Raw genomic sequence first — 20503 nt, forward strand, 5'->3', positions numbered from 1 at the left:
GATGAACGCCTATGTCGGAACACCAACGTCGCGCGTCGACGGCCGGGCCAAGGTCACTGGAGCTGCGAAATATGCCGGCGAGTTCACCGCCGAGGGCCTGGTCCATGGTTTCGTGGTGGAGGCCACCATACCCCGCGGTCGTATCGTGCGGCTCGACACCGGCGAGGCGCTGAAGGTGGCCGGAGTGCTCGACGTGCTCACGCACACCAATCGTCCTTCCCTCGCCGACAAGGACGAGGCCTGGAAGGACGAGGTGGCCCCGGAAGGTTCGCCGTTCCGGCCGCTATATGACGACTTGATCAGGTTCAACGGACAGCCGATAGCTCTCGTTGTTGCCGAAGAATGGGAGACCGCGAAGTTCGCCGCAACACTGGTGCGGATCGACTACGAGCAGGATGGGTTTGCAACCGATCTCGAGGCCGAGCGCGGCAGTGCCCGGGAGATGGACAAGCCGCACGAGCCCCGCGGCGACGCCAAAGCAGCGCTTGCGGCCGCACCCCTGCGGCACGAAGCGGACTACCTCATTCCGACCGAGCATCACAATCCGATGGAGCTCTATGCGACGACGACGGTCTGGGAAAGCGACGGCAAGCTCACGGTCTACGACAAGACCCAAGGCGTCCAGAACGTTCAAAAGTTCCTCTGCGGTGTGTTCGACAAGAAACCGGAGGAGATCCGCGTGCTTTCGCCCTATGTCGGCGGCGCATTCGGCTCCGGCCTGCGACCGCAATACCAGGTGGTGCTGGCGACACTGGCCGCCCTCGCACTTAAGCGCTCCGTCCGCGTCGTGCTGACACGGCAGCAGATGTATGGGCTGGGCTATCGCCCGATGACCATCGAGCATGTCGCGCTCGGGGCAAGGCCCGACGGCACCCTTGATGCCGTCAGCCACGAAGCCATTGCCGTTACCTCACGCTACGAGGATTTTTCGCGCAATGACACCGGCTGGGCCGAGCAGCTTTACAAGAGCCCCAACAGCCACTTTTCCCACAAGCTGGTCGACCTCGACGTCTCGACGCCCTGCGACATGCGCGCGCCCGGCGCGGCAACGGGCGTCTTGGCGCTCGAATGCGCCATGGACGAACTGGCCGTCGCGCTTAAGCTGGATCCGATCGAGCTGCGCCTGAAGTGCTATTCGGATCGCGACCAAAGCGAAGACCTCCCCTACACCAGCAAGCAGTTGCGCGAATGCTACGCCCGCGGCGCGGAAGCCTTCGGCTGGGCCCGGCGCGCCCCCGCCCCGCGCTCCATGCGCGACGGCAAGGAACTGATCGGCTGGGGCATGGCGACGGGAGTGTGGGAGGCGCTGCAGATGCCGGTCGCCGTCCGGATCGTCCTGACGGCCAACGGCCATGCCGAGGTCTCCTGCGCCGCCTCCGATATCGGCACCGGCACGTACACCATCGTGGCGCAAGTCGCGGCCGATGCTCTCGGGCTGCCGATCGAGAACATCAGCGTCAGGCTCGCCGATTCGACCTTGCCGCAGGCCCCCGTCGAGGGCGGCTCCTGGATGGCGGCGTCCAGCGCGCATGCTGTGCTGGGAGCGGCCGAAGACATTCGCCAGGAGCTCGCACGTCTTGCAAAGGCGATGCCAGGCTCGCCGCTCGCCAACCTCGACGCCGCCGACGTGACCTTGGTTGACGGGATGATCGCCAGCGACGGCAAGGACGGGGCTGCCGTCTCGATTGCGGATGTGATGCGCCACAGCAAGCTCGAGCGGATCGAAAAGGAGAAGCTCAACCAGTTCACGGAGGACAAATCGCATGCCCGCAACACGCATTCGGCGGTTTTCGCGGAGGTGAAGGTCGACGAAGAGCTGGGTGTCATCCGCGTCACGCGGGTCGTGAGCGCGGTGGCTGCCGGCCGCATCCTGAACACCAAGACGGGCCGCAGTCAGATCATGGGCAGCGTGGTCTGGGGGATCGGGATGGCGCTGCACGAGGAGACGATGATGGATCACCGCTTCGGCCGCATCATGAATGCGAACATCGCCGAATACCACATTCCCGTGAACGCCGACATTCACGACATCGACGTCATTTTCGTCGATGAGCCCGACAGCCGGATCAATAGGATGGGCATCAAGGGTCTCGGCGAGATCGGCATCGTCGGCGTGCCTGCGGCGATCGCAAACGCCGTCTATCACGCCACCGGCAAGCGCATCCGCCGCTTCCCGATCACGCTGGACAAGCTGCTGGACTGAGGGCCGCAAACACGCGAACATTCCCGCGGCACTCGGGTGTGTCATCCAACTGTCATCGAATGTGCCGAGAGCTGTGTCTCTGCCACATTCGGGACTCGACATGGACTATTTCAAGCGCTTCAACTTCCTGTTCGCAGCACCAATGTTCGACGCCGACGACCTCGAAGGCGTTCGCTTCAACCAGATCATCGAGGAGATCCAGCGCTCCGGATTCGAGGTGGTCCGGGCCCGCAAGCTGGAGGATGCCGAGATGGCCGTGCAGACCGATGCGGCGATCGGCTGCATGGTGGTCGACTGGGGCAAGAAGGGTCTCGAAGGCAAGACCTCGGCGCTGATCAATCTGATGCGCCGCCGGGGCCTCGACTTCCCCATCATCCTCCTGATCCGTCGCAAGCGGTTCGAGGATCTGCCGGTCGAGGTGCTCGATTTCATCGATGGCTATGTCTTTCTGTCCGAGGAGACGCCGCCCTTCATCGCCAAGAACCTGATCAGCCGTCTCAAGCAATATGCCGAGACGCTGAAGACCCCGTTCTTCGGCGCGCTGGTCGACTATGCCGAGGAAGGCAACCAGCTCTGGACCTGTCCTGGCCATAACGGCGGCGTGTTCTACAACCGCAGCCCGATCGGGCGCGTGTTCGTCGAGCATCTCGGCGAATCCGTGTTCCGTGACGACCTCGACAATTCCGTGCTCGATCTCGGCGACCTCCTCACCCATGAAGGCCCGGCGCTGAAGGCGCAGAAGGAAGCGGCCCAGATCTTTGGCGCCGAAAAGACCTATTTCGTGCTCAACGGCACCTCGACGTCGAACAAGGTCGCACTCGGCGCCCTCGTCACCGACGGTGACCTCGTGCTGTTCGACCGCAACAACCACAAGGCCGCCCATCACGGCGCTCTGATGATCAGTGGCGGCGTCCCCATCTACGTCCCGACCGTCCGCAATGCCTGGGGCCTGATCGGCCCGATGCGCTGGGACATGCTCGACGAGAAGGCCCTGCGCGAGGCCATCCGCAACCATCCGCTGGTCGGGGACCGCGACGCCTGGCGCAAGGAGCGTCCGTTCCGCGTCGCCGTGGTCGAGCAGTGCACCTATGACGGCTCGATCCACAGCGCCGAGATGATCCTGAAGCGCATCGGCCATCTCTGCGAATACATCCTGTTCGACGAGGCCTGGGCCGGCTTCATGAAATTCCATCCGCTCTATGCCGGGCGCTTCGCCATGGGCCTGGCCAATCTCCCTCCTGAGGCGCCCGGCATCATCGCGACGCAGTCGACCCACAAGCAGCTGGCGAGCTTCTCGCAAGCCTCGCAGATCCACGTCAAGGATCGTCACATCCGCGGCCAGAAGCGGCGTGTCGAGCACCGCCGCTTCAACGAAAGCTTCATGCAGCACGCATCGACGTCCCCCTTCTATCCGCTGTTCGCCTCGCTCGACGTCGGTGCGCAGATGATGAAGGGTCGTTCCGGCGAAGTGCTGTGGGACGACACGATCCGGCTCGGCATCGAGCTGCGCAAGAAGATCAGGGCAATGCGCCGGGAGTTCGAGGAGAAGGAGCAAAATCCGGAGCGGCGCTGGTTCTTCGAGCCCTTCGTTCCCGATCGGGTCGCCATTCCCGATGTCAGCCGCCCCGGCGCCGCGCACAATGTCGCCTGGGAGACGCTCTCCACCGACGAGCTCGCGACCAATCCCGCGCTGTGGCAGCTCTCTCCGGACACCAACTGGCACGGCTTTCCCGATCTCGCGGAAGGCTTTGCCATGACCGATCCGAACAAGCTGACCTTGCTCACCCCCGGATTCGATCGTGCGACCGGCGCCTATGCCGAGCACGGCATCCCCGCACCGGTAGTCGCGCAATATCTGCGCGAAAACCGCATCGTCCCCGAGAAGAACGACCTCAACTCCCTGCTCTTCCTGCTCACGCCCGGCGTTGAGGCGAGCAAGGCCGGCACGCTGATCTCCGGCCTCGTCGCATTCAAGAGGCTGCATGACGACAATGCGTTGCTGGCCGACGCGATCCCGGAATTCCATCAGCGGCGACGGGCGCGCTACGCAGGTGTGCGTCTGCGCGATCTCTGCGGCGAGATGCACCGCTTCTTCCGCGCCGCCGACGTCAGCGCACTCCAGGCGAGGCAGTTCATGCCCGAGCACATGCCCGAGATCGCAATGTCGCCCCGCGATGCCGCGCGCTATCTATTCCGCAACGATGTCGACTATCTGCCGATCGAGGCGATCGCCGGCCGCATCGCCACCACACCGTTCGTGGTCTATCCGCCCGGCATCGCCACCATCGTGCCCGGCGAGCGGCTGACGGAGCGGGCCAAACCCATGATCGATTATCTCAAGATGTTCGAGACCTGCTTCAACACGTTCCCGGGCTTCGACGTCGAGATCCAGGGGGTCTACAAGGAGGTCGATGCGAACGGGCGCATCGGGCTCTACACTTACGTGGTCGCCGAGTAGTGCCGATGAACGAAACAGCTGCGCGCACGAGTGATGAACCCGTCCTGGTCAGGCCGTCACGCGAAAGCGATGTCGAAGCGATGCTGGCGATCTATCGCCACCACGCCCGCAATGGTGTGCCGCGCGACGTCGAGGGAACCGGTGCGCCGGAGCCGGATGATTTGCGCGAGCGGCGCAAGAACCTGAAGCAGACCCGCCTGCCGCATCTGGTCGCGACCTATCGCGGCGAGGTCGTCGGCTATGCCTATGCCGTGCTGTTCCGCAAGCGTCCCGCCTATCGGTACACGGCCAAGCACTCGATCTATGTCCACCACGCCCATCTCGGCCGCGGAGTCGGACGGCTGCTGCTCCAGGAATTGATCGATGCCTGTGCGGCGGCCGGCTTCCGCCAGATGATCGGCTATATCGATGCCGACAACGCGCCCTCGCTGACACTACACGAAAAATTCGGCTTCGCGCGCGCCGGCCTGCTTTGCGGCGTCGCCTATCGCCACGGCCGCTGGTCCGACACCGTGATGGTGCAACGATCGCTCGGCGCCGGGACGACAACACCTCCGCCCATCATGACGCCGGGCCGGTAGGCCTTACGACGGAAAGTCGGCCGGTCTCACATGGATGCGGTCGGCATGCAACGACCAGTCGTGCAATGCCTGTTCCTTGCAGAATCTTGCTTTCGCCCGCTCCTTGGCCTCATTCTCGTCGGCGGCATCGATCTCGAGCGTACCCTGACAAACCTCGCTCTGTCGGCCGTATTCGCCGAGCACGTTCTTCATGAACCTGACGACATAAGTAGCCATGGGACCTCCTGCTGCCCTCGCAGCACTCTAGTCCCATTTAGGGCGGAGCGGGGAAGGAGATTTTGACGCGGATCAAGGCGGAACAGACAATCCATTGCGGAACCTGCCGGCCGGGGATACGCCGGAATACCGGCCGCCCCCCGCGAGGATCTTGCCTTGCACCTCGTCTCCGACACCGAAGTCACGAAAGTTCCGACGTTTCCGATCCTCATGCCGCGCTGCACGAGGCCCATCGCCGGTCTACCCGAACTTGGTGCCGAGCTACTTGAACACGGCCTCGCACGTCATGTGGTCGAGATGGCCACCGCCCGCGTTCCTGTGCCCTGGCATCCATCTCGCCGGTAGAGGTGGACGAGCGAAGGCAGGCGGGACAGAGCCGACATCAAACCATCACGTCGTGATGTCGAGCAGCGACTCCGTCGTCTCCGAGTAGGCCTGAATGACCTTCGTATTGGCGATGAAGCTGTACTTTGCGGCCGCCAGCTCGGCGAATTCGCGGGTGATATCGACATTCGGCGCCGCGACCAAGCCGTCCTGGTTTGCGAAGGGGGCGCCCGGGTCGGATTGTGCGATATAGCTCGGCGAAACCGTCGACACGACCGCTTTCGTGCCGCCTGGCATCGAGCCACTCGATTGGTCGACCTGATCGACGCGCAACGGCACATAAGCCGCGGGATAAGTCGAGTTCGTGCTCGAGCTGGCTGCACCGGCCGACGTGTCCGATCCGCCTGATGCTGGCAGCGGCCCGGTCGTGCGGACGTTGGCGATATTGCTCGCGGCCACGTTCACGCGCAAACTTGCCGCAGAAAGTCCGGATGTCGCGATCGAAAAGATGCTCATGGACTTTCAACTACAGGACAAGTGATACGCGTTCACTTACCCGATCGATAAGATGCGGCGCTTTGGCTTTCTATCGTGGTAACCAATGATCGGAGCGCAATCCAACCTGGCGCGGCCGGCCCCTTTACCCGGGCATCACACCAAAAGCCTGCTTGAAGCGCTCCGCATAGCGCGGCCAGACTTCGGGATTGATCACGCGCGGCGGGCGCTTGCCGTCGAGCACATCCAGCACCTGCTCGGCGGCGATGCGGCCCATGTTCTGGCGTGCCTCGATGGTGACGCCTGCCGTGTGCGGGCTCGCCAGCACGTTGTCGAACTGGAGCAGCGGATGCTCCGGCGGCGGTGGCTCCTTGGACCAGACGTCGAGGCCGGCACCCGCAATGCGCTTGTCGCGCAGCGCCTGAAGCAACGCGTCCTCGTCGTGGATGAACCCGCGCGCCGTGGTGATGAAATAGGCATGCGGCTGCATCAGCGCGAATTCACGCACGCTGATCATGTTCCGGCTGCCCTTGTTCAGCGGGCAGGAGATCGAGACGAAATCGGCGCGGCGCAGGAGCTCGTCGAGCTCGACCTTCTCCCCGCCCCGCTCCGCCATCACTTCGGCCGACAAATACGGGTCGTAGGCCAGCACCGTCATGCCGAGCAGGCCCTTGCACAGGGCGGCGATGCGCCGGCCGACATTCCCGAGGCCGATGATGCCGATGGTCTTGCCCTCGACCTCATTGCCGACAAGTTCGTTGCGGTTGACGTCGCGCTCGCGGCGCAGGCGGCGATCCGACTGGATGATGCGCTTGGACAACGTCAACATCATCGCCAGCGCATGCTCGGCAACCGAATGGGCATTGCCGCCGGACTGGTTGACGACCAGCACCCCCGCGTCCGTGCAGGCCTCGACGTCAACAGGGTCGAAGCCCGCGCCATTGCTGGAGACCAGCAGCAATTTTGGCGTCCGCTTCAGAAAGGCGGCATCGACGTGGAAATGCGGCGCCAGTTCGTCGCGGGCCGCGCCGATCTGGTAGACATGGGCCGCGCTCAGGATCGGCGCATAGAAATCTTCAGGGCTCTCGTTCTCGATGCGATCGAGCCGGACGTCGGGCCGCGCCTTCAGAATGTCGATGTAGATCGGATTGGCGAGGTATTTGACGTAGAAGACGCGCTTGTTGTTGACGGACATCAGGACCCTTCAGGCTCGCTCGCGAGGGAGCTCGACAAGGTCGGCGCGACGCGCTGCCTCCGGTGCTTCCTCCCGTTTCTTCATTGCCGCACTTATGACATGGCGGAGCCGGCCACGGCAGGCCTTCTGGCGCAGATCACGGTGCCGGCGCGGACATGTTGACAATCCCACTGCCTGCGTCAAGTTCGGCGGATCGCCGCGACGGCCAGAAAGAAGCAGGCGCGGCTGAAGGGAGAACGCAATGGCGATTGCGGAACAACGGACCTCGCCCCAGGCGGCGCAAGGCTCCGGTGAAGGAAACTGGCACGGCATCGTCCTGCAAACGTTGAAGCGGAACGAGATCAGCCTCATTCCCTACGTGCCCGACCGCGTGCTGACGCCGCTGATCAAGAACCTGCACGCCGATCCCTTCTTCACCACCTTTGCCACCGCCCGCGAGGAGGAAGCGGTTGGCATCGTCTCCGGCGCCTGGATGGGCGGACGACGCGGGGCGGTGCTGATGCAGACCTCCGGCTTTGCCACGCTGGCCAACGTGCTGGCCTCGCTCGCGGTGCCCTACCAGATCCCGCTGATCATGTTCGTGTCCGAGCGCGGCACGCTCGGCGAGTTCAACTACGGCCAGTCGCTGGTCTGCCGGACCATGCGCCCGGTGCTCGATTCGCTGGCGCTGGAGCACCACACCATCACCCGGCTCGACGAGCTCGAATTCATCACGGACCGCTCGATCAAGCAGGCCGTCACCACGCAGGCGCCGGTGGCGTTGATCCTCAACCCGCTGCTTACGGGCGGCAAGGTCTTCGACAAGTGAGGCCGGTCATGAACACGCGCAACACCAAGGTCATGAACCGCTTTGACGTCACCTCGCGCCTCATCGCGAAGCTCAAGCACGAGGAAGCCGTGATCGGCGGCATCGGCAACTCCAATTTCGATCTCTGGGCCGCCGGCCACCGCCCGCAGAATTTCTACATGCTGGGCAGCATGGGGCTCGCCTTTCCGATCGCGCTCGGGGTGGCGCTGGCGCAGCCCGGCCGTCGCGTCTTCGCACTCGAAGGCGACGGCTCGCTGCTGATGCAGCTCGGCGCGCTGTCGACGATTGCAGCCCTGAAGCCGAAAAACCTGACGATGATCGTGATGGACAACGGCGTCTATCAAATCACCGGCGCGCAACCGACACCGGCAGCTGGTATCGCCGACATCGTCGCCATCGCCATCGGCTCCGGCCTCGCCAACAGCGCCTGGGCCGCCGACGAGGAGGACTTCGAGCGACTGGTCGACGAGGCGATGGCAACAACCGAGCCGGGCCTGATCGCAGTCCGGATCGACGACAAGCCGGGCGTGGGCACCACCCGCCGCGACCCCGTGCAGATCCGGGAACGCTTCATGCACGGCCTCGGCGTGCGCGAGCCACTTTAACATTTTGTCATTAACTACACGGCGATCTGATGCCGACCTCGCGACAACCCCGCCAGATCCGTGCTAAGCGATCCGGATGTCCTTTTTCATTCGTAGCATTGCCTGGCTGCTCGCGGCCGCCGTCACTTTCGCCACCCTCGGTCCCCCCGGCCTGCGGCCCCATTCCGACCTCGGCCAGGACGGCGAACATGCGCTCGCCTTCATCCTGGTGGGACTGGCGTTCGGCCTCGCCTATCGGCGACGACGTCTGCTGGTCGCAGCCGCCGCGGTCGTGCTGATTGGCGTGCTCGAGCTGATGCAATTTTGGGCACCCGGCCGCCATGCGCGGCTGGAGGATTTTCTGGTCGATGCCGCCACCGCCTGCCTCGGCTTTGCGCTCGCCGCCGCGGCCGATTGGCTGCTCGCGCGCTTTCGCACCAGCGCTGCCCTGACAAGCGAAGGCCCCGCGGAGTGAGACTCCGCAGGGCCTGTCTTGTCAGCGCCCGGGTTTGCCGCCGATCAGTCGATGATCTTGACGACGCGGCGGGTGCGCGGCTCGACGATCACGCGGCGATCGTTCACGACCGCATAACGATACTCGGTGTAGTTCGGCACCGGACGGAGCACAACGCTGGGCGGCAGCGGCTCGCCGACGACAACGCGCTCCTCCACGACGACCGAATCGCTGCGCGGGATTCCGCCCAGCACGGCATTCGGAATTTCGAGGCCGGCGCCGACGGCCGCGCCAACGGTGCCGCCAACCATTGCGCCGATCGGTCCGCCGATGTCGCCACCTGCACGCGCGCCGTCCCTGGCGCCTTGTTCGGTCGTTGACTGGGCGAAGGCTGCGCTCGACGCCAGCAGCGAGGCGGCGGCGAACGTAATCGCAAGACGGGTTTTCATGTGCTTATCACTCCAGTGATTGTCCTGCGCCTTCAACCGCGGGGCGGAGGCATTGTTCCGGTTCCCTACTGCGAAGAAGCGCCAGAATCCGGAGACTGTTACGCCGTAACACATCAGGCTGCGGCGATCTCGTGCCCCGCCATCAGTTCCAGCGCCCGCACCATCGCCGAATGATCCCACGCCTTGCCGCCATGCGCCGTGCAGGACGAGAACAATTGCTGCGCCACTGCCGTGCTCGGCAGCGACAAGCCGAGTGAGCGAGCGCCTTCGAGCGCGAGGTTGAGATCCTTCTGGTGCAGCTCGATGCGGAAGCCCGGGTCGAAATTGCGCTTCACCATGCGCTCGCCATGCACTTCGAGAATCCGCGACGAGGCGAAGCCGCCCATCAGCGCCTTGCGCACCAGCGCCGGGTTCGCGCCGGCCTTGGATGCGAACAGAAGCGCTTCGCTCACGGCCTCGATTGTCAGTGCGACGATGATCTGGTTGGCGACCTTCGTCGTCTGCCCGTCGCCATTGGCGCCGACATGCGTGACATTCTTGCCCATCCTGTCGAAGATCGGCTTCATGGTGCCAAAAGCCCGCTCCGGCCCGCCGACCATGATGGTGAGGCTCGCAGCTTTCGCTCCGACCTCCCCGCCCGACACCGGCGCATCGAGATAGTCAGCGCCAAGCGCCTCGATCCTCTTCGCAAACTCCTTCGTCGCCAGCGGCGAGATCGAGCTCATGTCGACCACGATCTTGCCCTTGGAAATGCCGCTCGCCACCCCGTCCTTGCCGAACAGCACAGCTTCGACATGCGGCGTATCCGGCACCATGATGATGACCGCATCCGCCTCCTCCGCCACCTGCTTGCCGGAGTTGCAGGGAATGCCGCCGGCCGCAATCAGCTCCGGCGCCACGGGCCCAACGTCATGCAGGAAAACGCGATGGCCCGCGGCCAGGAGATGGCCGGCCATCGGCCGTCCCATGGTCCCAAGTCCGATGAAACCGATGTCGATCATGTCTTCGTTTCCTCCGCGAAAGTTTCTGGTAAGTCTATCCACCTGCTCAGTGCTCCCGCTTGCGGGAAAGGTCGGCACGCAGTGCCGGGTGAGGGTTCTGTCCGCGTTGAGATCTTCTCCGCAAGAACCCCACCGCGGAGGTACCCTCTCCCCAACCCTCTCCCGCAAGCGGGAGAGGGAGCCCCACCGTCGCCTTGGCTAAGTCTCAAGTCTCGAACGTCTGTGCGGCGTGCCAGGACAGGCCTTCGAGCGTCGTGGTGCGGGGCTTGTATTCGCAGCCGATCCAGCCGCGATAGCCGATCGCGTCGAGATGCCGGAACAGGAAGGGATAGTTGATCTCGCCGGTGCCGGGCTCGTGGCGGCCGGGATTGTCGGCGAGCTGGATGTGGGCGATCTCAGGCAGGTATTCTTGCATGGTGCGAGCGAGGTCGCCTTCCATGATCTGCATGTGATAAATGTCGTACTGGATGAAGAGGTTGTTCGACCGCACGTCCGAGATCAGCTGCACCGCCTGCTCGGTGCCGCTGAGGAAGAAGCTGGGAATGTCGAGCGTGTTGATCGGCTCGACCAGGAGCTTGATGTTCTCCCGCGCCAGCGTCGAGGCGGCAAAGCGCAAATTTCCGAGCAGGGTCTCATTCAGCTCGCGCCGTTCCGCATCGGCAGGCGCGATGCCGACGAGGCAGTTGAGCTGCTCGCAATCGAGTGCCTTGGCATAGTCGATGGCGCGGAATACGCCGTCGCGGAATTCACTGACGCGATCGGGCAGGATGGCAATGCCCCGCTCGCCCGCCGCCCAGTTGCCGGCCGGCAGATTGTGCAGCACCTGCGTCAGCCCGTGGGCCTCCAATTGTTCGCGCAGCTGCGCCTTGTCGAAATCATAGGGAAAGAGATACTCGACCCCGGCAAAGCCCGCCGCCTTCGCCGCGGCAAAGCGGTCGAGGAACGGCATCTCGTTGAAGAGCATGGTGAGGTTGGCGGCAAACTTCGGCATGATGTTCTCCCCTATTCCGCCGGCTGCAGCACACCCGGGCGCGCCCGCTCGACCTCGTCGAGCGGGAGGTCCAGCACCTCCTCGAACTCGACGATGTTGTCGATCTCGCTGCCCATCGCGATGTTGGTGACGCGTTCGAGGATGAACTCGACCACCACCGGCACGCGATGCCTGGCCATCAATTCACGCGCGGTGGCGAACGCCGCTTGCGTGTCCTCGGGGCGGGTGACACGGATCGCCTTGCAGCCGAGGCCTTCGGCGACTGCGACATGGTCGACGCCGTAGACGCCGATCTCGGGCGCGTTGATGTTCTCGAAGGAGAGCTGGACTTGATAGTCCATCTCGAAGCCGCGCTGGGCCTGGCGGATCAGGCCGAGATAGGAATTGTTCACGACGACGTGGATGTAGGGCAGATTGAACTGCGCGCCGACCGCGAGCTCCTCGATCAGGAACTGGAAGTCGTAGTCGCCGGAGAGCGCGACGATGTCGCGATCCGGGCACGCCGCACGCACGCCGAGCGCGGCGGGCAGCGTCCAGCCGAGCGGTCCCGCCTGTCCGGCATTGATCCAGTTGCGCGGCTTGTAGACGCCGAGGAATTGCGCGCCGGCGATCTGCGACAGGCCGATCACGGTGACATAAGTGGTGTCGCGGCCGAACGCCTTGTTCATCTCCTCATAGACGCGCTGCGGCTTGATCGGCACGTCGTCGAAATGGCTCTTGCGCAGCATCGTCTTCTTGCGATCGCGGCAGGCAGCGGGCCACGCCTGGCGCTCGCGAAGCCTGCCTGACCGGCGCCACTCCCTGGCGACCGTGACGAACAGCTCGAGCGCAGCCTTCGCATCCGAGACGATGCCGAGATCGGGATTGAACACGCGTCCGATCTGCGTCGGTTCGATATCGACATGCACGAAGGTGCGGCCCTTGGTGTAGGTCTCGACCGAGCCGGTGTGGCGGTTGGCCCAGCGGTTGCCGATGCCGAGCACGAAGTCGGATTCCAGCAGCGTGGCGTTGCCGTAGCGGTGGCTGGTCTGAAGCCCGACCATGCCGGCCATCAGCACATGGTCGTCGGGGATCGCGCCCCATCCCATCAGCGTCGGGACAACGGGCACGTTGGCGATCTCGGCAAACTCGACCAGCAGATCCGAGGCATCGGCATTGATGATGCCGCCGCCGGCGACGATCAGCGGCCGCTCGGCCGCGTTCAGCATCTCCAGCGCCTTCTCGACCTGCTTGCGTGTTGCGGCGGGCTTGTAGGCCGGCAGCGGCTCATAAGTCTCGTCGTCGAATTCGATCTCGGCGAGTTGCACGTCGAGCGGCATGTCGATCAACACCGGCCCCGGCCGACCCGAGCGCATCACATGAAAGGCTTGGCTGAACACGCGCGGCACCAGCGCCGGCTCACGCACGGTGACCGCCCATTTGGTCACCGGCTTTGCGATCGACTCGATATCGACCGCCTGGAAATCTTCCTTGTAGAGCCGCGCCCGCGGCGCCTGTCCGGTGATGCAGAGGATCGGGATGGAATCGGCGATCGCCGAATAGAGTCCGGTGATCATATCGGTGCCGGCCGGCCCCGAGGTGCCGATGCAGACGCCGATATTGCCGGCCTTCGCCCGCGTATAGCCCTCCGCCATGTGCGAGGCGCCCTCGACATGCCGCGCCAGGATGTGGCGGATCGAACCGCGCTTCTTCAGCGCCGAGTAAAGCGGATTGATCGCAGCCCCGGGAACCCCGAAGGCAGTCGAGATGCCCTCCTTCTCCAGGATTCGCACGGCCGCATCGACAGCTCGCATCTTCGCCATATCGGACCTCGCTCGGTTCAAGTCAGCGAGCGAGATCATCAGATGCGCAAGGAGCTATCTCAACAAGATCGATTTTGTTTTCCACGATGCGGCAGCCGCCGAAAAATCGCGGCGGTCTCAATCGGTTATATCGAGGAATGCGTGAAAGCGGATCACTCGAACAGCGGCGCCAGCTCCATCTGCGGCACCAGCACGAGGCCCTTGTCGGTGATGCGAATTTCCGGAATGACTGATAGGGGAATCAAATTGAAGCCCATGTAGGGGATGGTGCAGCCGGCCTCCACCCATTCCTTCTTCAGCACCTTCACTTCTTCCGCCACTTCGGTGACGCGCCTGTCGGAGAGCAGCCCGGCAATGGGCAGCGGAACCAGCGCCCTCACCTTGCCGTCGGCGACGACGCAAACGCCGCCCTGGTGCTCCTTGATCGCAGCGATCGTCACCTGCATGTCCGGCTCGTTGGTGCCGGCGACGATGATGTTGTGGCTGTCGTGGCCGACGCTGGAGGCGACCGCGCCGCGCTTCAGGCCGAAATCCTTGAGAAGGCCATGGGCGACATTGCCGGCCGACTTGCCGTGGCGCTCGACGACCGTGACGAAGCAAAGTCCGTAGCGCTCGAACAGCGACGGCCAATCCTTTGCGGCTTCGATCGCCACCTTCTCGTGAATCAGCGTGATGCCGGGCAGCGCGGTCTTGATCGCATTGACGATGCAGGCCTTCGCGGGCAGCTCCGGCGTCAACTTCATCTTCTCCGGCAGCTTCACCGTCGCATAGGCCGCCTTCGGATACTGATAGCGCTGCGACAGCGCCTGATCGAGACTGTCAGTGATCTTGCCGCGCTCGACCACGAGCTCGCCGCCATACCAGGTGCATTGCGGCTTGAGCTGGTCGTCCATCAGCACGAGATCGGCGCGGCGGCCGCCACCGAGCCCGCCGATATCGCCTTCCATCCCGAAACGCGTCGCGCCATGAAGCGAGCCCATCGACCAGGCCTGCTCCGGCGACATCCCCGCCTTCACGGCTTCGCGCACCACCCAGTCGAGGCCGAACAGCAGCAGATCGTCGGCATCGCGATCATCTGTGCAGACGGCCGTGCGCTTGTGCGAGGCCCCGAGTTCGGTAATCGTCCGGATTGCCTGCGGCAGCGAATGCCAGGGCGTCGTCGGCGGGCCGCCACGCAAGAACACCCAGACGCCGGCATCGAGCAGATCGTCGGCGATGTCGCGGTCGATCGCCTCGTGCGTATCGGTAATGCCGCTCGCCGCATAGGCGGCGACGAACTCGCGGCCATAGACATGACCCGACACCGGACGCCCCCGCTTCAGGGCCGCGGCGAGAATGGCATGGCTGCGCTCGTCGCCCATCGTGACCGGCACGAAATCCATCTTCTCGCCGAGTGCGACCGCCTCCGGCCAGCGATCGAACAGGCCCGCGATCTTGTCCGGCGTGAGGTCGCCGCCAGCGGTTTCCAGTTCCGCGGACGTTGCTGGCATCGTGCTCGGCACCGTCAGGAAGATCGAGAGCGGCGCCTCGCGCGCGTCCTCCAGCATCGCCTCGACGCCGGCGACGTCCATGACGTTGCCGATCTCGTGGCTGTCGCAGAAGATCGTGGTGGTTCCGTTCAGCAGCGCAGCTTCCGCGTAGGCACAGGCCGTCACCATCGAGGATTCGATGTGGATGTGCGGATCGACCAGCCCCGGCGCGATGATGCCGCCGGCCGCATCATAGAGCGGCACGCCGCTCCAGACCTTCTTCGCCGTGCCGGCCGGCTTCACCGCAGCGATGCGGCCGCCGGTGATCCAGACCTCGCGGCCCGGATGGATGCGCTCCGAATAGGTCGAGAGCACCCGGGCCCCCGTGACGACGAGATCGGGCGCAACGCGCGCCGAGGCGACGTCGGCGAGGCGCCGGGTCATCGCATGCAGCGGTGCGACGGCGAAGCGGGTAAGTCTTGTCATAGTGACCCTCGCGTGGCGTTACGGCCAAGCGATGGTTACGCCCCGCGCCGAGCGGGGCAAGCGCAAATATAGCAGCACGCCCTGCTCAAGCCCCAGGCGCCGAACCTCCTGCCGACCCCGACCTTACAGGTCTGCGCGGGCTCCGCCGTCTTGGCGATGGTGCGGCAGTGGGCTTGACCCGTATGCGCATTGACCGGCCCTTGGATTCATCGATTTCGAAGGAATTTGTCTTTCGCACAAGATCGCTCAGCTTGCGGGAACCGTAGGTTCTCGAATCGAAATCGGGGGCGAGGTTGGTAAGCCCTTTTCCGACTTCCCCGAGAGAAACCCATCCGTCTTCGCTTTCCATCTGGGCGATGACTTTCTTGATCATGGGAATCGCTGCGTCAGGGGGTTGGAGCAGCGGCGACCTCGTGGCGGCATCCTGGGTGTTCGCCGGGGCGGCAAGCAGGTTCTCGGTATAGACGAATCTCCGGCAGGCCTGCCTGAAGCTTTCCGGCGTCTTCTGCTCGCCGAACCCGAAGACGTCGACTCCCTGCTCCCGGATGCGGGCGGCGAGACGAGTAAAGTCGCTGTCGGAAGACACCAGGCAGAAGCCGTCGAAGCGGCCGCTGTGCAGCAGGTCCATCGCGTCGATGACCAGGGTGATGTCGGACGCATTCTTTCCCGTCGTATAAGCGAATTGCTGCTGCGGGATGATGGCGTGCTTCGACAGAATGTCGGCCCAGGCCCTGGAACGCGCATTGGAGAAGTCGCCGTAGATGCGTCGGACGCTGGCCTCGCCGATCTTGGCAATCTCCTCGAAAAGTCCATCCGCGATCTTCGCAGAGGCATTGTCGGCGTCGATCAGGACGGCCAGACGAGGCGAGCGAAGTTCGGACGGCATGGCATTTCTCCACAGGATGGACGCAGCATTAGAACATGCGTGCGTCTTAGCGGCTAATCCTCGTTCGCCTTAAATCGCCCGAGCCCCTTCAGCACGAAGGGCGCCAGCAGTGCGATCAACGCCACGGCCAGCAGCGTCGCCGAGATCGGGCTTTGGACCAGCGTCATGGGATCGCCGAGGCTGATCGCGAGTGCGCGACGCAATTGGCTTTCGGCGATCGGGCCGAGGATCAGGCCGACGACCACGGGCGCGATTGGAAAATCGAACCGGCGCATCAAAAAGCCGAGCACGCCGAAGCCGGCCAGCATCGATAATTCCACCACCGACGGCTTGGCGGCGATGGTGCCCATGGTCGCGAAGACGAGGATGCCGGCATAGAGCCAGGGCTGCGGAATCGCGAGCAGGCGCACCCACAGTCCGACCAGCGGCAGGTTGAGCACCAGCAGCATGCAGTTGGCGATGAAGAGGCTCGCGATCAGACCCCACACCAGATCGGGCCGCTCGGCGAACAGCAGCGGCCCCGGGTTGAGGCCGTATTGCTGGAAACCCGCCAGCATCATCGCGGCGGTTGCCGAGGTCGGCAGTCCGAGCGTGAGCAGCGGCACCAGCGTGCCGGCGGCTGAGGCGTTGTTGGCCGCTTCCGGTCCCGCCACCCCTTCGATCGCGCCCTTGCCGAATTCTTCGGGGTGTTTGGTCAGGCGCTTCTCGGTCGAATAGGACAGGAAGGTCGGGATCTCGGCGCCGCCCGCAGGCAGGGCGCCGATCGGAAAGCCGAACATGGTGCCGCGCAGCCACGGTTTCCACGATCGCTTCCAATCTTCTTTTGTCATCCACAGCGAGCCGCGCACCGGCTCGAGCTTCTCCTCGGTGTGGTGGCGGCGCGATGCGACATAGAGCGCCTCGCCCACCGCGAACAAGCCGACCGCGAGCGTCGTCACCTCGACACCGTCGAGCAGCTCGGGGATGCCAAACGCGAGCCGCGCCTGGCCGGTCAGCTTGTCGATGCCGACGAGGCCCAGCGTCAGGCCGATGAACAAGCTGGTCAGGCCGCGGATCGGCGAATCTCCGAAGGTCGCCGACACCGTGACGAAGGCGACGCACATCAGCGCGAAGTAATCCTCCGGGCCAAAGCGCACGGCGAAATCGACCAGCCACGGCGCAAGGAAGGCGAGTCCGATGGTGGCGATGGTGCCGGCGACGAAAGAGCCGATCGCGGAGGTCGCAAGCGCCGGCCCGCCACGGCCGGCCTTGGCCATCTTGTTGCCTTCGAGCGCGGTCGCCATCGAGGCGCTCTCGCCGGGCGTGTTGATCAGGATCGCGGTGGTCGAGCCGCCATACATGCCGCCATAATAGATGCCGGCGAACATGATCAGCGAGCCGCCGGGATCGAGCTTGTACGTTACCGGCAGCAGCAGCGCGACCGTCAGCGCCGGACCGATGCCGGGCAGCACGCCGACGGCCGTGCCGAGGAACACGCCGATCAGCGCATAAAGCAGGTTCATCGGCTGGACGGCGACCGCCATGCCGTGGGCCAGCGCGGCAAAAGTGTCCATCACAGCAGTCGCTCCAGAGGCCCGGCCGGAAGGCTCAGCGTCAACAGGCGGTCGAACGCGAGATAGATGACGGTCGACATCACGAGGGCGATGATGCTGTCGACCAGGATGGCACGCCGCCCAAACGCGGCCGACGTCGTCACGAACAGCGCGGACGTCGCCAGGATGAAGCCGCCGCCGAAGCCGATGATCGCGATCAGCAGCGCAAGACCAATGAGGATCAAGACCACCGGCACGGGATCGGCGCTCTCGCGCGCCGGCAGATTGCCGCGTAGCGCGTCGATGAAATTGCCGAGCGCGAGCAACGCGAGGCCGGAGGCGACCACAACCGGCATCGCCTCAGGCCCCATCCCGTACATCGCGGCAGATTGCAGGCCGCGTGCATCCCAGACCAGCACCGCGGCGAGACCTGCGAGCAACGCAGCGACAACGAGGCCGGCGCGGTCGACGCGCCGCGGCGGCTGCGCAGGATCGCCGGAGGTCATGACTTGACGAGGCCGACCGATTTCAGCACGTCGGTGACGCGCGCCGTTTCCTTCTTCAGGAAGTCGGCGAAAGCGTCGCCGCCGAGATAGGCGTCCTCCCAGCCCTTCTGCTTGAGGATCTCCTTCCAGGCGTCGGACTTCACCATCTTCTCGACCGCATCGCTCAAGGTCTTGCGCTGCTCCGGCGTGAGGCCGGGAGGCGCGACCACCGAGCGCCAGTTTGCGATCACGAGGTCGATGCCCTGCTCCTTGAAGGTCGGGATATCGCTGCCGGCAATGCGCTTCTCCGAGGTCACGCCGATCGCGCGCAGCTTGCCGGACTTGATTTGTCCTTCGTATTCGCTCAGGCCCGAAATACCCGCGGTGACCTTGCCGCCGAGGATCGCCGCCAGCGACTCGCCGCCGCCGGAGAACGGGATGTAGTTGATCTTCTTCGCGTCGGCGCCGACGGCGCCGGCGAACAGCGCTGCCATTACATGGTCCACACCGCCGGCCGAGCCTCCGGCGAAGGTGACCTTGGCGATATCGGCCTTCACCGCGGCGGCCAGATCCTGCGCATTCTTGATCGGCGAATTCGCGGGAACCACGATCACCTGGATCTCCTCGGTGAGGCGGGCAATCGGCGTCACCTGCTCCAGCGTCACCGGCGACTTGTTCATGGCAAGCGCGCCCACCATGACGAAGCCGCTGACCATCATCTGGTTGCCGTCGCCCTTGGCGCCATTGACGAACTGCGCGATGCCGACGCTGCCGCCAGCACCGGGAACATTCGTGACCTGCACGCTGCGCGCGACGCCCGAAGCCACCAGCGCCTGCTGCATCGAGCGCGCGGTCTGGTCCCAGCCCCCGCCCGGAGCTGCCGGCGCCATCAGCTTGAGCTCGAGTTGCTGGGCAAAGGCCGGATTGGCTGCCGCCAGGGTCAGCGCGACGGCTGCGCCGACAAGGCGCGAGGGAAATCGAAACATGGGGGCATCTCCAGGCTCATGCGGACGTTTGCCGCATTGTGTCGTTTGGTCGCATATCAGCCAAAACGGCCGATACTGTCCAGTGACATCCCCCAGGGTCTTGGTCAGCGGGGCGCCGGGATCACCCCGCCGAGTGCGGCCGTCAGTTCGGCAGCGACATCCCGCACGATTTGCCCGATCTCCGGCAACCGCTGATCGGTCAGCCGGCCGGTCATGCCGGAGACTGAAATCGCCGCGAGCGGCTCGGCGCAGTCGTTGTAGACGACGGCCGCAACGCAGCGCAGGCCCATGCAGGCCTCTTCATCGTCGAGGGCGTAACCCTGCTTGCGGATCTTTTCGAGTTCCTTGAACAGGTCGCTCGGCCGAACGATCGACTTCTCGGTCAGGCGGGGCATGCCGTGATGGCGGATGACGGCGCCGACGTCCTCGTCCGAATAGGTCGCCAGCACGGCCTTGCCGACGCCGGAGGTCACCATGGGAACGCGGCCGCCCACCTTGGTCAGCGAGCGCATGATCTCGCGGCTTTCCATGCGGGTCAGCACGATGATGAACTCGTCGTCGACCACGGCGAGATTAGCCGTCTCGCGGGTGAGATCGCGCAGCTTGCGCAGATATGGAATCGCCTGCGCGGAGAAATTGCGTCGCCGCGCAAAGCTGGCGCCGACCGTGAAGCTGCGCACGCCGACATGCCATTTGGATTCGCCGCGGTCGAACTGCACGAAGCGGCGGCTTTCGAGGGTTGCGAGCAGCCGGTGCACGGTGGACGCCGACAGGCCGGTGCGGATCGCGAGATCGCTGAGGCGATAGCCTTCGTCGTCCTCGGCCAGCGTCTCGATGATCGACAGCGCGCGGTCGACCGACTGCACGCCACCGTCGCGGCCCTCGTGATCGGCCTCCGCCGCCGATTTGGGCTCGAGCGATTTGCGCCGGATCACGTTCTTGCTCATCGCGACCTGCATTGGTTCTCTTCCCCGCTCCCCGCTCCCCGCTCGCGGGGAGAGGGTCAGGGTGAGGGGGAGCTTCCGCAAGGACGGTGGCAGTTGGACTCGCGGAAGCTCCCCTCACCCGGAATTTGCTGCGCAAATTCCGGCTTCTCCC

Annotated in this window: 19 protein-coding genes; 6 read left to right on the forward strand and 13 right to left on the reverse strand. The window is 64.7% G+C overall.

All coding sequences use genetic code 11. The annotated features are described in order from the left end of the window. Position 1: 1 nt before the first annotated feature. The 3 genes from H1B27_RS04630 to H1B27_RS04640 all read left to right on the forward strand — a co-directional run bounded on the left by H1B27_RS04630 (position 2) and on the right by H1B27_RS04640 (position 5242). Positions 2-2203 (forward strand): xanthine dehydrogenase family protein molybdopterin-binding subunit, encoded by a 2202-nt coding sequence (locus H1B27_RS04630; RefSeq protein WP_197965166.1) that lies wholly within the window; start codon positions 2-4, stop codon positions 2201-2203. A gap of 100 nt (positions 2204-2303) precedes the next feature. Next, the gene (locus H1B27_RS04635; RefSeq protein ID WP_197965167.1) at positions 2304-4661 is read left to right on the forward strand and encodes an Orn/Lys/Arg family decarboxylase; all 2358 of its coding nucleotides are present in this window, start codon (positions 2304-2306) and stop codon (positions 4659-4661) included. Positions 4662-4666: 5 nt separating this feature from the next. After that, a complete protein-coding gene (locus tag H1B27_RS04640) occupies positions 4667-5242 on the forward strand; it encodes a GNAT family N-acetyltransferase (protein WP_197965168.1) in 576 nt (191 codons plus the stop codon). Positions 5243-5245: 3 nt separating this feature from the next. Here the strand turns inward: H1B27_RS04640 and H1B27_RS04645 are convergent, their stop codons facing one another. The 3 genes from H1B27_RS04645 to H1B27_RS04655 form a co-directional block, all read right to left on the reverse strand. Further along, a complete protein-coding gene (locus H1B27_RS04645; RefSeq protein ID WP_028177182.1) occupies positions 5246-5458 on the reverse strand; it encodes a hypothetical protein in 213 nt (70 codons plus the stop codon). Between the two features lie 390 nt (positions 5459-5848). Next, on the reverse strand, positions 5849-6298 hold the full coding sequence (locus H1B27_RS04650; protein WP_197965169.1) for a flagellar basal body rod protein FlgC: 450 nt from the start codon (positions 6296-6298) through the stop codon (positions 5849-5851). 124 nt (positions 6299-6422) lie between these two features. Then, a complete protein-coding gene (locus H1B27_RS04655) occupies positions 6423-7472 on the reverse strand; it encodes a hydroxyacid dehydrogenase (protein WP_061883291.1) in 1050 nt (349 codons plus the stop codon). Positions 7473-7713: 241 nt separating this feature from the next. Here H1B27_RS04655 and H1B27_RS04660 point away from each other — a divergent pair, with 241 nt between their 5' ends. From H1B27_RS04660 to H1B27_RS04670, 3 genes are all read left to right on the forward strand, one after another. Further along, on the forward strand, positions 7714-8280 hold the full coding sequence (locus tag H1B27_RS04660; protein ID WP_197965170.1) for a thiamine pyrophosphate-binding protein: 567 nt from the start codon (positions 7714-7716) through the stop codon (positions 8278-8280). 8 nt (positions 8281-8288) lie between these two features. Beyond that, complete coding sequence (locus H1B27_RS04665; protein WP_197965171.1) at positions 8289-8885, forward strand: thiamine pyrophosphate-dependent enzyme; 597 nt, start codon at positions 8289-8291, stop codon at positions 8883-8885. Positions 8886-8961: 76 nt separating this feature from the next. Further along, complete coding sequence (locus H1B27_RS04670; protein WP_197965172.1) at positions 8962-9339, forward strand: VanZ family protein; 378 nt, start codon at positions 8962-8964, stop codon at positions 9337-9339. Positions 9340-9383: 44 nt separating this feature from the next. Here H1B27_RS04670 and H1B27_RS04675 read toward each other — a convergent pair whose 3' ends face one another. The 10 genes from H1B27_RS04675 to H1B27_RS04720 all read right to left on the reverse strand — a co-directional run bounded on the left by H1B27_RS04675 (position 9384) and on the right by H1B27_RS04720 (position 20352). Beyond that, on the reverse strand, positions 9384-9767 hold the full coding sequence (locus tag H1B27_RS04675; RefSeq protein WP_061883295.1) for a DUF1236 domain-containing protein: 384 nt from the start codon (positions 9765-9767) through the stop codon (positions 9384-9386). A gap of 113 nt (positions 9768-9880) precedes the next feature. After that, positions 9881-10768: a 2-hydroxy-3-oxopropionate reductase gene (locus H1B27_RS04680; RefSeq protein ID WP_197965173.1), complete on the reverse strand. Its 888-nt coding sequence runs from the start codon at positions 10766-10768 to the stop codon at positions 9881-9883. A 205-nt stretch (positions 10769-10973) separates the two neighbouring features. Further along, positions 10974-11759 carry a hydroxypyruvate isomerase gene (hyi, locus tag H1B27_RS04685; RefSeq protein WP_061883297.1) on the reverse strand — a complete coding sequence of 262 codons (786 nt, stop codon included), beginning with the start codon at positions 11757-11759 and terminating at the stop codon, positions 10974-10976. 11 nt (positions 11760-11770) lie between these two features. Beyond that, entirely contained in the window at positions 11771-13561 is a 1791-nt protein-coding gene (gene gcl / locus H1B27_RS04690) for a glyoxylate carboligase (RefSeq protein WP_061883298.1), read from the reverse strand. 152 nt (positions 13562-13713) lie between these two features. Continuing rightward, positions 13714-15516 carry an adenine deaminase C-terminal domain-containing protein gene (locus H1B27_RS04695; RefSeq protein ID WP_197965174.1) on the reverse strand — a complete coding sequence of 601 codons (1803 nt, stop codon included), beginning with the start codon at positions 15514-15516 and terminating at the stop codon, positions 13714-13716. Positions 15517-15601: 85 nt separating this feature from the next. Beyond that, positions 15602-16402, reverse strand: coding sequence for an NYN domain-containing protein (locus tag H1B27_RS04700; protein WP_061883300.1), 801 nt, complete (start codon positions 16400-16402; stop codon positions 15602-15604). 53 nt (positions 16403-16455) lie between these two features. Beyond that, positions 16456-17955, reverse strand: a complete 1500-nt coding sequence (locus H1B27_RS04705) for a tripartite tricarboxylate transporter permease (RefSeq protein ID WP_197965175.1) — start codon at positions 17953-17955, stop codon at positions 16456-16458. Then, entirely contained in the window at positions 17955-18440 is a 486-nt protein-coding gene (locus H1B27_RS04710; RefSeq protein WP_197965176.1) for a tripartite tricarboxylate transporter TctB family protein, read from the reverse strand. Before H1B27_RS04710 ends, H1B27_RS04705 begins: the two co-directional genes overlap by 1 nt. Next, complete coding sequence (locus tag H1B27_RS04715) at positions 18437-19405, reverse strand: Bug family tripartite tricarboxylate transporter substrate binding protein (RefSeq protein WP_197965177.1); 969 nt, start codon at positions 19403-19405, stop codon at positions 18437-18439. The genes H1B27_RS04710 and H1B27_RS04715 overlap by 4 nt, the downstream gene beginning before the upstream one ends. Positions 19406-19509: 104 nt before the next feature. After that, positions 19510-20352, reverse strand: coding sequence for an IclR family transcriptional regulator (locus H1B27_RS04720; RefSeq protein WP_197965279.1), 843 nt, complete (start codon positions 20350-20352; stop codon positions 19510-19512). Between the last annotated feature and the right edge of the window lie 151 nt (positions 20353-20503).

This window comes from Bradyrhizobium diversitatis (assembly GCF_016031635.1).
Lineage (GTDB): Bacteria > Pseudomonadota > Alphaproteobacteria > Rhizobiales > Xanthobacteraceae > Bradyrhizobium > Bradyrhizobium diversitatis.

Excerpts from the sequence above, each read along its gene's own strand:
- H1B27_RS04630 (WP_197965166.1), top strand. The coding sequence starts at position 2 with ATGAACGCCTATGTCGGAACACCAACGTCGCGCGTCGACGGCCGGGCC.
- H1B27_RS04635 (WP_197965167.1), top strand. The coding sequence starts at position 2,304 with ATGGACTATTTCAAGCGCTTCAACTTCCTGTTCGCAGCACCAATGTTC.
- H1B27_RS04640 (WP_197965168.1), top strand. The coding sequence starts at position 4,667 with ATGAACGAAACAGCTGCGCGCACGAGTGATGAACCCGTCCTGGTCAGG.
- H1B27_RS04645 (WP_028177182.1), bottom strand. The coding sequence starts at position 5,458 with ATGGCTACTTATGTCGTCAGGTTCATGAAGAACGTGCTCGGCGAATAC.
- H1B27_RS04650 (WP_197965169.1), bottom strand. The coding sequence starts at position 6,298 with ATGAGCATCTTTTCGATCGCGACATCCGGACTTTCTGCGGCAAGTTTG.
- H1B27_RS04655 (WP_061883291.1), bottom strand. The coding sequence starts at position 7,472 with ATGTCCGTCAACAACAAGCGCGTCTTCTACGTCAAATACCTCGCCAAT.
- H1B27_RS04660 (WP_197965170.1), top strand. The coding sequence starts at position 7,714 with ATGGCGATTGCGGAACAACGGACCTCGCCCCAGGCGGCGCAAGGCTCC.
- H1B27_RS04665 (WP_197965171.1), top strand. The coding sequence starts at position 8,289 with ATGAACACGCGCAACACCAAGGTCATGAACCGCTTTGACGTCACCTCG.
- H1B27_RS04670 (WP_197965172.1), top strand. The coding sequence starts at position 8,962 with ATGTCCTTTTTCATTCGTAGCATTGCCTGGCTGCTCGCGGCCGCCGTC.
- H1B27_RS04675 (WP_061883295.1), bottom strand. The coding sequence starts at position 9,767 with ATGAAAACCCGTCTTGCGATTACGTTCGCCGCCGCCTCGCTGCTGGCG.
- H1B27_RS04680 (WP_197965173.1), bottom strand. The coding sequence starts at position 10,768 with ATGATCGACATCGGTTTCATCGGACTTGGGACCATGGGACGGCCGATG.
- hyi (WP_061883297.1), bottom strand. The coding sequence starts at position 11,759 with ATGCCGAAGTTTGCCGCCAACCTCACCATGCTCTTCAACGAGATGCCG.
- gcl (WP_061883298.1), bottom strand. The coding sequence starts at position 13,561 with ATGGCGAAGATGCGAGCTGTCGATGCGGCCGTGCGAATCCTGGAGAAG.
- H1B27_RS04695 (WP_197965174.1), bottom strand. The coding sequence starts at position 15,516 with ATGACAAGACTTACCCGCTTCGCCGTCGCACCGCTGCATGCGATGACC.
- H1B27_RS04700 (WP_061883300.1), bottom strand. The coding sequence starts at position 16,402 with ATGCCGTCCGAACTTCGCTCGCCTCGTCTGGCCGTCCTGATCGACGCC.
- H1B27_RS04705 (WP_197965175.1), bottom strand. The coding sequence starts at position 17,955 with ATGGACACTTTTGCCGCGCTGGCCCACGGCATGGCGGTCGCCGTCCAG.
- H1B27_RS04710 (WP_197965176.1), bottom strand. The coding sequence starts at position 18,440 with ATGACCTCCGGCGATCCTGCGCAGCCGCCGCGGCGCGTCGACCGCGCC.
- H1B27_RS04715 (WP_197965177.1), bottom strand. The coding sequence starts at position 19,405 with ATGTTTCGATTTCCCTCGCGCCTTGTCGGCGCAGCCGTCGCGCTGACC.
- H1B27_RS04720 (WP_197965279.1), bottom strand. The coding sequence starts at position 20,352 with ATGAGCAAGAACGTGATCCGGCGCAAATCGCTCGAGCCCAAATCGGCG.